Origin of the sequence: Blastomonas aquatica, from assembly GCF_014639875.1 — a bacterium.
GTDB classification, from domain to species: Bacteria; Pseudomonadota; Alphaproteobacteria; order Sphingomonadales; family Sphingomonadaceae; genus Blastomonas; species Blastomonas aquatica.
On sequence record NZ_BMGD01000001.1, the window covers coordinates 52,656 to 64,067 of the forward strand.

Genomic DNA, 11,412 nt, shown 5'->3' on the forward strand with positions numbered 1-11,412 from the left:
GTCTGTGACAATAACCCCGCGTTAACCATGGGCGCTTATGCCGGTGCATACGCACGATTGGTTCGCACGAGGATGGCATGGCATTTAACAGCACCCAACAACCAGGTCGCTCGGCAGCCAAGGCGCTGTACGAAGCGGTCATGCACGAGCTGTCGATCACCCAGCGGCTGGCAGCGTTCGACGCCAGTGGGAGCCTTCCGCGGCTGACCCGCAAGGGGATAGAGCTTCTCAAAGGGCACGAACAAGCCATCGCGGAAGCGTTTTGGGAACATTACGTCGCAAACTCGGATATCGCCGCCAGGGTCGACGATATCGAAACGGTGCGGCACCGCACGATCGATTCCGTGCGCAGCTATACCGAAGAGAAATTCCGCAACCTGGATAGCCAGGTCTGGGTCGAACAGGCTTTCTACAACACGCTGAACGCCCGCAAGCTGGGCATTCCGCTTTGGCAGGTTCTCGCAGCACAGGCTTACACCCACGACTTCGCCCTGAAACTGATTTCGGCCAAGCTCACGGACGATTATGAGCAGTTTCAGCAGATCGCGCGAGCGACCGCGCAGGTGATGGTCATCGAGGCCGAAATCATGTCGTTTGCGGTGAACGCGATCATTCAGCAGGACGCCCAGGGGATCCGGATTGCCCAGACGGCCAGCTTCAAACAGACCGTCGATGGTGAACTCCAGCAAGCATCGCATCTGGGAACCGGCCTGCAAAGCCAGGTGGTTGCTGCGTCCGAATCCGCCCGGCAGATGCTGGGCCGCTCATCCGAAGTTGCCGCCGCCGCCGAACAATCGGCCATCGCGATGCGCGAAGCAGCGCAGACCGCCGCCGGCCTGATCCGCGCGATCGAAGAAGCCCGCTGCGAAGTGGAAGTCGCCGCCGACGTCGCCGAACGCGCCTCGCGCGAGGCGGGCCACGCGGTTGCCAGCACCCAGACGCTGTCGACTCACGCAGAGTCAATCGAATCGATCCTCAGCCTGATCCGCGACATTGCAGGGCAAACCAACCTGCTCGCGCTCAATGCCACGATCGAGGCTGCGCGCGCAGGCGATGCCGGTCGCGGCTTTGCCGTTGTGGCGCAGGAAGTGAAGAGCCTCGCCAACCAGACCGCGCGCGCCACCGATGATATCGCGCACAAGATTACCGCAATCCAGCTGGCGACCCGCGACACCGTTTCATCGAACGATTCGGTCCGCGCCACGGTCAGTGAGGTTCAGACGTCGGCGGACAGGATCCGGCAGGCGATGGAGGTGCAGGCTCAGACCGTCACCATCATCACTGCGGCCGTTGACGAAACCGCACTGGCCGCCGATTCGATGTCGAACACCATCGGCACCATTCGCATGGATACAGAGGGGCTCGCCAGCGAGATGGACAAGGTCGGAGCGGGCTTCAGCCATCTGCAGTCGCAGCTTGTCAAGTTGAAGCAGCGCTCCAACACCTTTGCCGACGAGATCGGTTTGGCCAAGAGCGCCTGACCGGCCTCACGCCTCCCGAAAGATTGATCGGGCCCAATATGGACCGCGCGCTTCGGTCGGGCTATGCCGGTGGCCATGATCCAGGTCGAACAGAACATCCTCGTCACCGGCTCCAGCCGCGGCATTGGCCGCGCCATCGCCGACACGCTCCACGAAGCTGGCCATCGCGTCGTCGGCCACGCCAGCAAGCCGTTCCCCGATGACAGCCCGGATGCCCCGGCATGGGATATGGTCGATGCCGATTTCGGCGACTTTCGCGGGCCGGGCAGCCTGTGGTCCGAAGCGCTCGAGCTTCTCGACGGGCGGATCGATGTGCTGATCAACAACGCAGGGATCTTCGCTGCCAATCCGATCGACGTAGGCGATGCCGAATGGCTCGCGGCCTGGGACGAGACAATGACGATCAACCTCACCGCGAGCGCCCAATTGTGCAGGCTGGCGGTGCAGCATTTCCAGGCGAACGGACAGGAAGGGCGAATCGTCAACATCGCCAGCCGCGCCGCCTATCGCGGCGACAGCCCTGCGCACTGGCACTACGCCGCCTCCAAGGGCGGCATGGTCGCGATGACCAAGTCGATCGCCCGCGCCTATGCCGCGCAGGGCATCTACGCCTTTGCGATCTGCCCGGGCTTCACGATGACCGGGATGGCGGAGGATTATCTCGAAAGCCGCGGCGGTGACAAATTGCTCGCCGACATTCCGCTAGGCCGCGTCGCGATGCCCGACGAGATCGCCACCATGGCCGCCTTCTGCGCCCTTGACGCCCCGCCCTCGATGACCGGCGCGGTACTCGATGTGAACGGCGCGAGTTACGTGCGATAGGATGGGCAAGCGGTGATGGGTGGGTGGGTCTACATGATGGCGGATCGCTATCGTGGGACCATCTACACCGGAGTCACTGCAAATATTGGTCGCCGGATAGAGCAACATCGTAGCGAAGGTGGATCGCGATTTGTGAAGCGTTACGGGCTCTCGCGCCTCGTCTATACCGAGTGGTATGACGAGATCACTTCAGCGATCGAGCAGGAAAAGGCGATTAAGAAATGGCGGCGTCAGTAGAAAATCGACCTGATTGAGGAAGCCAATCCGGAGTGGCTGGACCTGACGCCCCTCATCAACGCCTAGATCACATCTTAGCCTATCCATTATCGTCACCCCCGCGCACTCGGGGGTCCCGCTTTCTTGCCAGATCAGCGCAATAGCGGGATTCCCGCGTTCGCGGGAATGACGTAGGTGGTGTTTTTTGGTCAGTCGCTTTAGGTCACCAAATCACCTAGGCTAAAGACCGCGAAGCGACGACAAGGACCTTAAAGTTGGACAACTGGAAAGTCACCATTCCCTGCACATTGGCCGAGGCGCAGGCGGTTACCGAGCGAGAGGATATCGACGAGGCCGCGTTCGGCAGCCCCAGCCTGGTAGCGAGCGAGGTCGATGCCTATGCCGACCCGCAAGAGCCCGGAAGCTGGGCGATCCATGGCTATTTCACGCAGAAGCCCGATGCCCGCTGGGTTCGCCGGCTGCGCGATCTGGTGCCCAGCGCCGATGGCCTGAAGCTCAAGCCCGAGCGGCTGCCCGATGACGATTGGGTGACGATGAGCCAGTCCGGGCTCGAGCCGATCCGCGCGGGCCGGTTTTGCGTCCACACCCCTGAAATGCCCGCCGCGACTGAAGCAGGCATCACCAATTTCTGCATCCCGGCAAGCCTGGCGTTCGGCACCGGCCACCACAACACCACGCGCGGCTGCCTGATGATGCTCGATGCGATGAAGCGCCGCGGTAATCTGGTGCGCAGCCATATCGACATCGGCACCGGCACCGGGCTGCTCGCCTTTGCCGCGATGAAGCTGTGGCCGCGCGCTTATGCGACCGCGAGCGATATCGATCCCGTCTGCGGCCCGGCGGTTGCCGAAAATGCAGAAACCAACGGCATTGCGCTCGGCCAGCGCCCCGGCCAGCTTGCGATGTTTATCGCCGAAGGGCTGGAGGACGCCGATCTGCAGCGCCGCGCGCCCTATGATCTTGTCATCGCCAACATTCTGGCGGGCCCTTTGATCGATCTGGCAGGCGACATCGCCGCGGTGACATCGTCGCAGGGGCAGGCGGTGCTGTCCGGGCTGCTGGGCACGCAGGCCGACGCGGTCGCCCGCGCCTATCGGATGGTCGGCTTCCGCCTCGCCGAACGGCTCGACCTCGGCGATTGGACCGTGCTGCGCCTGCGCAAGCGGGGCGCGCGATGGTCGGGCAAGGCCTGAGGCCATTCCCGTTCTCCGGCGAAAGCCGGAGTCCAGGGGCGGCCTTGCGTGACATCGCCCTGGATTCCGGCGTGCGCCGGAAAACGGCTGTATGAGGCGTCAAGTGACGCGTATCCTCGGCTGGCTGATGCTGCTGGCGGGCCTCGCCTTCCTCGCCGGCGAGACCGGCGGGCTCATCGGCACCAACCGCGACTGGCGGGCGCCCGACGATGGCGTGACGATCTACGTCGAGACCAACGGCTTCCACACCGGGTTCATCCTGCCTGCACAGGCCGAGGGGATCGACTGGCACGCGCTGTTCCCGCCCACCGACCTTGCCGATCCGCGCTATCACGCCACCGGGGCGACCGATCATGTAGCGATCAGCTGGGGCGAGCGCGAATTCTATCTGGGCACCCCGCGCTGGCAGGACATCGACCCGGCAACCATGGCGCGCGCCGCGATCGGCAGCGATGCGACGCTGATCCACATCTACCATATGCGCCGCCCGCAAGAGGGCTATTTCGCGCGGCGGCTGGTGATCAGCCATGATGCCTATCGCAAGCTTGCTGCTCGGCTGATGCAGGCGGTTGCGCTCCCCGAATCAGGACAGCTCAAGCCGATCCACGGCTATGGCGGCGATGATGTCTTCTATCCGGGGCGCGGCCGCTATTCGCTGCTCAACAGCTGCAACGTATGGACCGGGGATCACCTGCGCGCGATCGGTGTGCGGGTCGGCGCGTGGACCCCGGCGGAGCACCATGTCATGCGCTGGTTTCCTGAAGCGGAACGTTAAGCCAAGCGCATGATCTCGGCCCATTCGGCCTCATCGACCACGCGCACGCCCATTTCCGCCGCTTTCTTGAGCTTCGATCCCGCGCCGGGCCCTGCAACCAGCAGATCGGTCTTGGCCGAAATCGACCCTGCCGCCTTGGCCCCGAGGCGTTCGGCCTGCGCCTTGGCCTCGTCGCGGCTCATCGTCTCGAGCTTGCCGGTGAACACGATGGTCTTGCCGCTCCACTCGGTCTCGCGCGCGGTCGAGACGAATGCAGCGGGGCGCCCCTCGGTTACCAGATCGTCGAACACCTGCGCATTGTGCGGCTCATGGAAGAAATCGCCCAGCGCCTCGGCGACTGCCGGGCCGATGCCGTCGATTCCGGTGACCTCGGCCACCGCATCGGCATCGCCCGCCGCAAGCCGGTGGCCGATGGCTCCCACCGCCTCGACGCTACCGAACGCCTTGACCAGATCCTTCGCCGTCACTGAACCGACATGGCGGATGCCCAGCGCAAACAGGAAGCGTCCCGGGTCCGAGCCGCGCCGCGCCTCTATGCTCGCGAGCAGGTTGTCGACCGACCGTTCCTGCCAGCCCTCGCGCGCGAGGATCGCACTGCGGTGCTTCTTCAGCCGGAAGATGTCGCCGGGTCGGTCGATCAGCCCGGCGTCGAGAAACTCGGCGATCGTGCGTTCGCCCAGGCCATCGATATCGAGCGCGGCGCGGCTGACGAAATGGCGCAGCCGCTCAAGCTTCTGCGCGGCGCAGACCAGCCCGCCGGTGCAGCGCACATCGACCTCGCCCTCCTCGGCGACCGCCTCACTGGCGCATACCGGGCAATGATCGGGGAAGGCATAGGGGTCGCGCGGTTCCTCGCGCGTCAGATTCTCGACCACCTGCGGGATGACATCGCCCGCGCGCTGGACGACGACGCGGTCACCGGGACGCACCCCCAGCCGCGCGATCTCGTCGCGGTTGTGCAGCGTGACGTTGGAGACGACGACGCCGCCGACAGTCACCGGGGTCAGCCTGCCCACCGGGGTCAGCTTGCCGGTACGCCCGACCTGGATGTCGATCGCCTGCAAGGTCGTTTCCGCGCGCTCGGCGGGGAACTTGTGCGCCAATGCCCAGCGCGGGGCCTTGGCGACAAAGCCCAGCCGCGCCTGCCAGTCGAGCCGGTCGACCTTGTAGACCACGCCGTCGATATCATAGGGCAGGTCCGCGCGGATGCGTTCGATCTCGCGATAATGCGCGAGCAGGTCTTCCAAGCTCTCGATCCGGCGGAGCAGCGGCGAGACCGGCACGCCCATTGCGGCAATCGCCTGCATCACTGCATGCTGCGTATCGCCCGGAACGTCGCTCGCGACGCCCCAGCCATGCGCCAGGAAGCGCAAGGGACGCGCAGCAGTGACCTTGGCATCCTTCTGCCGCAGCGACCCGGCGGCGGCATTGCGCGGATTGGCGAACAGCTTCTCCCCGCGCTCTGCCTGCGCGGCATTGAGCGCGGTGAAGTCCGCCTTGGACATGTAGACTTCGCCGCGGACTTCCAAGATTTCGGGAGCGTTTCCGGTGAGCGTTTCCGGAATATCCCCGATCATGCGAACATTGGCGGTGACATCCTCGCCCACTTCGCCATCGCCGCGCGTCGCTGCGCGCACCAGCACGCCCTGCTCATAGCGCAGCGAGAGCGACAGCCCATCGATCTTGTCCTCGGCGGTCAGCGCCAGCATCTCGCCTTCGGGCAGTGCCAGATAGCGCCGCACCCGGCCAACGAACTCGGCGATGTCCTCGTCCGAAAAACCGTTGTCGAGGCTCATCATCCTTTGCTCGTGCCGCACCTTGGCCAGCGGAGAAGTCTCCACCGCCGCCCCCACCATCCGGCTCGGGCTGTCGGCGCGGATCAGATGCGGAAAGGCCGCCTCGAGCTCATTGTTCCGCCGCACCAGAGCGTCGTAATCCGCATCGGAAATCTCCGGCGAATCCTCGGCATGATAACGCCGGTTATGGTGCGCGATCTTCTTCGCAAGCCGCTGCAACTCGATCGCAACTTCGGCTTCGGAGAGCGCCGATACGTCCTTCATCACACCCGCTCCAGCAACCGGTCCGCCTGCGCTCTGGCCTCGGGCGTGATCTCTGCGCCCGAGAGCATCCGCGCGATCTCTTCCTTGCGGTCGGCGTCATCGAGCAGGCGGACGCCGGTGCGCGCGACGGTGCCGTCACTGGTCTTGGCGATCAGCAAGTGGTGCGCGCCGCGTGCGGCGACCTGGGGCGAGTGGGTGACGACCAGCAATTGCGTGGTGCGCGCCAGCCGCGCCAGCCGCTCGCCGATCGCCGAGGCCACCGCGCCGCCCACGCCGCGGTCGATCTCGTCGAAGATCATCGTCTCCGCGCCGCCCTGCTCGGCCAGCGCGACCTTCAATGCGAGGATGAAGCGCGAGAGTTCCCCGCCCGAGGCGATCTTCATCAGCGGCGCAAAATCGCTGCCGGGGTTGGTCGAGATCAGGAATTCGACATGATCCATTCCCGATGGCCCCCAGCGCGTCTCGTCCAAGGGATCGACCAAAGTGCGGAAGCGCGCGGCATCGAGCTTGAGCGGGATCAGTTCGCCCTGCACAGCGCTATCCAGCGCCTTGCCCGCCTTGGCCCGCGCCGCGCTCAGCGCCTCGGCGGCGGACACGTACGCAGCCTTCGCGGCATGGCGTGCCTTGTCGAGCGCCGACAGGTTCGCCCCGCCCGATTCGAGCGCGGCCCAGTCGGCCTGCATCTGCGCGAGCAGATCGGGCAGCGCATCGCCTGCGACGTTATGCTTGCGCGCGAGCGCGCGCAGATCGAACAGGCGGCGTTCCATCTCGTCGAGCCGTACCGAATCATAGGTCAGCGCCTCGGACGCCGCGCGCAACTTGGCCTCGGCATCGTCGGCCTCGATCACCGAGCGGTCGAGCGCTTCCAGCGCCTCATTCAACAACGGATGCTCTTCGGCGATCCGGTCGAGCTTGCGCGCCGCCCCGCGCAACTGCGCCAGCGCGCCTTTCGATCCTTCGAACGTGGCGAACAGATCGGCGATGTCGCCCGACAGCCGCTCGCCCTTCTGCATCGCGGCGCGATCGCCCGCGAGTTCTGCCTCTTCGCCCGGCTGCGGCATGAAGGCGGTGAGTTCTGCAAGATTGTGCTCGAGCAGATCGCGGTCGCGCAGCGCGGTGTCGATCGCGGCGTTGGCGTCGGCAAAGGCCCGCTCGGCGGCCTGCCAGCTACGCCACGCCGCAGCCACGCCTGCGACATCGCAGCGCCCGAAGCTGTCGAGCAAGTCGCGATGGCCTCTGGGGTTGATCAGCCCACGATCATCGTGCTGGCCGTGGATCTCGACCAGTTGCACGCCGAGGTCGCGCAGCAGCCCGGCCGAGACCGGCTGGTCGTTGACGAACGCGCGACTGCCGCCGTCGGCGCGCACCTGGCGGCGGATCAGCAACGGCTCGCCCGGTTCCTGCGCGATATCGTTTTCAGCCAAGACCGCCGTCACCGCCGCATGGCCCGCCATATCGAACCCGGCGATCACCAACGCGCGGTCGGCCCCCTGCCGCACCAGCCCGCTGTCGGCGCGCGCGCCCATGGCAAGGCCCAAAGCATCGAGCAGAATGGATTTTCCCGCGCCGGTCTCCCCGGTCAGCACGCCCAGCCCGCCGTGAAAATCAAGGTCGAGCGCCTCGATCAGCACCAGGTCACGAATGGCAAGCGACAGCAGCATGGCCGCTGCTTTAGAACATACAGGGCACAGGTGGGAACTGCTTTTTGGCACTAGCGCCGTTATCAGGAAACGGGGGTGTCAAACGAATTCCACGTAGTTGTCATTGACTTGTCATCAATCCGCCCATAGCTGCCGAAATAGGGGCGACACGTGCCAAGGATGACTGCGCGAACATGATGACGTACCCTCTCCTTGCACCGATCGGAATGCCCCTGTGAGTCTGGCGAGTTTTTCGCTGGCGCTCGCCCTCTCAGGATCGCCGCTGGTTGCTGCCAGCGCAGACCTTCCACAGACCATCATTGCCGCCGAACAGGCCGGCAGCCCCACCACTGCGCCCGCCGCGCCGCAGCCCGCCACGTTGCAGCCCGCCACACTGCCGCCATGCCCCGCAGGCGCCGCATTGCCCTCCACGCCGCCTGCGCCAGGCGAGCCTGCGCCCGCCCCTGCACCCGCAGAACAGAACGCGATCGTCGTCACCGCGCGCCCAGATTCGGAGCCGGGCGACCCCATGCTTCAGCTCAACGCGGACTCCTACGAGGTCGTGCAAGATGTCGACGAGGCGCTCGTCGGGCCGGTCGCCATGGCCTACAAGGACGCGATTCCTAAGCCGATCCGCCATGGCCTGCGCAATTTCCTGCGCAATCTGACCGAACCGATCGTCGCACTCAATTTCCTGCTCCAGCTGAAGCCGGGCAAGGCGGCAGAGACCGTCGGACGGTTCGCGGTCAATACCACCATTGGTATTGGCGGACTGTTCGATGTCGCCAAGCGCGACCCGATCAAGCTGCCCTATCGGCGCAATGGCTTTGCCAACACATTGGGCTATTACGGCGTCGAGCCGGGCGCGTATCTGTTCCTGCCGCTAATCGGCCCGACCACAATCCGCGACCTGGTCGGCGGGACGGTCGATGGACTGCTGCTGCCCACCGTGGTCGGCGCGCCGTTCAACGACATCAAATTCACCCTGCCCGCCGCAACCTTGAGCGCGCTGCAGGGGCGTATCCAGATCGACGAACAATTGAACGCGCTGCGCAACCAGAGCAACGACCCGTACATCGACGCGCGCGATTTCTATCTCAAGCGACGCCAGGCGGAAATCGATGCGCTGCGCGGTCGCAACGCCTATCCCGATGGCGATCTGCCGTTCGTCAATCCAGGCACGGGCGGACCTGTGGTGGTGCCGGTGACGCCGATCGTGCCGGCGGCACCGGGGGTGAACTGCATGCCGGTGGGTGCGTACTGAGGCGATCTGCGGCGGGCATCAAAAGGTCCACCCAGCCTGAGCCCGTCGAAGGCTCCGCGCCTTTGGTGCCCTTCAATGCAACACCGTTTTCCGGCGAAAGCCGGAATCCAGAGCGCACGCAGTGCCATCCCGCCCCTGGGCTCCGGCTTTCGCCGGAGAACGACGTAGCATTATCCTGCCATCGGTTAGAGCGTGGCCTTCGACAGGCTTAGGCTCAGCGGAGGTGGGGTGCATCGCGCAAAGGCGTGATTCTCGACCCCGGCTACCCTCACACCCCAGCCAACAACCCTTCCTTCGCAATCCGCTCCTTCCACACCAAAGGTGCGAGCTTGTGGACGTTGTTGCCTTCGCTGTCGACCGCGACGGTGACCGGGAAGTCGCTGACCTCGAACTCGTAGATCGCTTCCATCCCCAGATCGTGGAAGCCGACGACCTCCGAGCCCTTGATCGCGCGGGCGACCAGATACGCCGCGCCGCCGACCGCCATCAGGTAGGCGCTCTTGTGATCGCGGATCGCCTCGACTGCGGCGGGGCCGCGTTCGGCCTTGCCGACCATCGCGAGCAGGCCCTGCTCGAGCATCATCCGGGTGAACTTGTCCATCCGGGTGGCGGTGGTGGGGCCGGCTGGACCGACGATTTCCTCGCCCACCGGGTCGACCGGGCCGACATAATAGATCACGCGGCCACGGAACTCGACGGGCAGCGGCTCGCCTTTGGCCAGCATATCCTGAATGCGCTTGTGCGCCGCGTCGCGCCCGGTGAGCATCTTGCCGTTCAAGAGCAGACGGTCGCCTTGCTTCCAGCTCTGCACCACCTCAGGCGTCAGGTTATCGAGATCGACGCGGATCGCGGCCTTGTCGGGGGTCCAGTTGACGTCGGGCCATTCGCTGAGCTTGGGCGCTTCGAGATACGCGGGGCCCGAGCCGTCCAACGAGAAATGCGCGTGGCGGGTGGCGGCGCAGTTGGGGATCATCGCCACCGGCTTGCCCGCGGCATGGCACGGCGCGTCCATGATCTTGACGTCGAGGATGGTCGACAAGCCCCCCAGCCCCTGCGCGCCGATGCCCAGCGCATTGACCTTGTCGAAAATCTCGATCCGCATCGCCTCAATGTCGCTCTGCGGCCCGCGCGCCTTCAACGGCCCCATGTCGATCGGGTCCATCAACGCCTTCTTGGCAAGCAGCACCGCATGTTCCGCCGTGCCGCCGATGCCGATGCCCAGCATGCCGGGCGGGCACCAGCCCGCGCCCATCTGCGGGATCATCTCCAGCACCCAGTCGACGATGTTGTCGCTGGGGTTCATCATCTTGAACTTGGACTTGTTCTCGCTGCCGCCGCCCTTGGCCGCGACATCGACATGGACATGGTGTCCCGGCACCATCTCGACGTGCAGCACGCACGGGGTGTTGTCCTTGGTGTTGCGGCGGGTGAACGCCGGGTCTGCCAATACCGACGCGCGCAATTTGTTATCCGGGTGCAGATAGGCGCGGCGGACGCCTTCATCGACGATCTCCTGCAGCGACCTGGCCGTGTCGTCCATCCGGCAGTCCATGCCCCATTTGACGAAGACGTTGACGATGCCGGTGTCCTGGCAGATCGGCCGGTGGCCTTCGGCGCACATCCGGCTGTTGGTGAGGATCTGCGCGATCGCATCCTTGGCGGCGGGCGACTGCTCGGCCTCATACGCCTCGCCCAGCGCGCGGATGTAATCCATCGGGTGATAGTAGCTGATGAACTGCAGCGCGTCGGCGACGCTCTCGATCAGATCGGCTGCGCGAATGGTCACGGTCATGGCATTTCCCCCGGATACTGGATGCGCGCCGATGGCGCCAAGCGGATAAAGTGCGACCGTCTCTATTGCGGCATCGATGCTATCGCAAGGTGGGCCCCGATGGAATGCGTTTGACGAAAGTGGCGGTGGTGGCAGGCAGATGATTCTC

Annotated in this window: 9 protein-coding genes; 6 read left to right on the forward strand and 3 right to left on the reverse strand. The window is 65.1% G+C overall.

Annotation, left to right across the window (positions count from 1 at the left end; genetic code table 11):
• The first annotated feature begins 77 nt into the window (after positions 1-77).
• The 5 genes from IEW00_RS00270 (at position 78) to IEW00_RS00290 (ending at position 4,508) form a co-directional block, all read left to right on the forward strand.
• A complete protein-coding gene (locus IEW00_RS00270; protein ID WP_195812460.1) occupies positions 78-1,481 on the forward strand; it encodes a methyl-accepting chemotaxis protein in 1,404 nt (467 codons plus the stop codon).
• 75 nt (positions 1,482-1,556) lie between these two features.
• Positions 1,557-2,303: an SDR family NAD(P)-dependent oxidoreductase gene (locus IEW00_RS00275; RefSeq protein WP_188512376.1), complete on the forward strand. Its 747-nt coding sequence runs from the start codon at positions 1,557-1,559 to the stop codon at positions 2,301-2,303.
• Positions 2,304-2,336: 33 nt separating this feature from the next.
• A complete protein-coding gene (locus IEW00_RS00280; protein ID WP_308419294.1) occupies positions 2,337-2,540 on the forward strand; it encodes a GIY-YIG nuclease family protein in 204 nt (67 codons plus the stop codon).
• 254 nt (positions 2,541-2,794) lie between these two features.
• On the forward strand, positions 2,795-3,733 hold the full coding sequence (locus tag IEW00_RS00285) for a 50S ribosomal protein L11 methyltransferase (RefSeq protein ID WP_188512378.1): 939 nt from the start codon (positions 2,795-2,797) through the stop codon (positions 3,731-3,733).
• 103 nt (positions 3,734-3,836) lie between these two features.
• Positions 3,837-4,508 carry a DUF2459 domain-containing protein gene (locus IEW00_RS00290; RefSeq protein WP_229736722.1) on the forward strand — a complete coding sequence of 224 codons (672 nt, stop codon included), beginning with the start codon at positions 3,837-3,839 and terminating at the stop codon, positions 4,506-4,508.
• Here IEW00_RS00290 and ligA read toward each other — a convergent pair.
• Entirely contained in the window at positions 4,505-6,568 is a 2,064-nt protein-coding gene (ligA, locus tag IEW00_RS00295) for an NAD-dependent DNA ligase LigA (protein ID WP_188512379.1), read from the reverse strand. The two genes, IEW00_RS00290 and ligA, sit on opposite strands and share 4 nt — an antisense overlap.
• On the reverse strand, positions 6,568-8,229 hold the full coding sequence (gene recN, locus IEW00_RS00300) for a DNA repair protein RecN (RefSeq protein ID WP_188512380.1): 1,662 nt from the start codon (positions 8,227-8,229) through the stop codon (positions 6,568-6,570). Before recN ends, ligA begins: the two co-directional genes overlap by 1 nt.
• Before the next feature lie 214 nt (positions 8,230-8,443).
• Between recN and IEW00_RS00305 the strand changes: the two genes are divergently transcribed.
• On the forward strand, positions 8,444-9,472 hold the full coding sequence (locus IEW00_RS00305) for an MlaA family lipoprotein (RefSeq protein WP_229736723.1): 1,029 nt from the start codon (positions 8,444-8,446) through the stop codon (positions 9,470-9,472).
• 268 nt (positions 9,473-9,740) lie between these two features.
• On the opposite strand, the gene IEW00_RS00310 is transcribed toward IEW00_RS00305, so the two are convergent.
• Positions 9,741-11,264: a fumarate hydratase gene (locus IEW00_RS00310; protein ID WP_188512381.1), complete on the reverse strand. Its 1,524-nt coding sequence runs from the start codon at positions 11,262-11,264 to the stop codon at positions 9,741-9,743.
• Positions 11,265-11,412 lie beyond the last annotated feature (148 nt).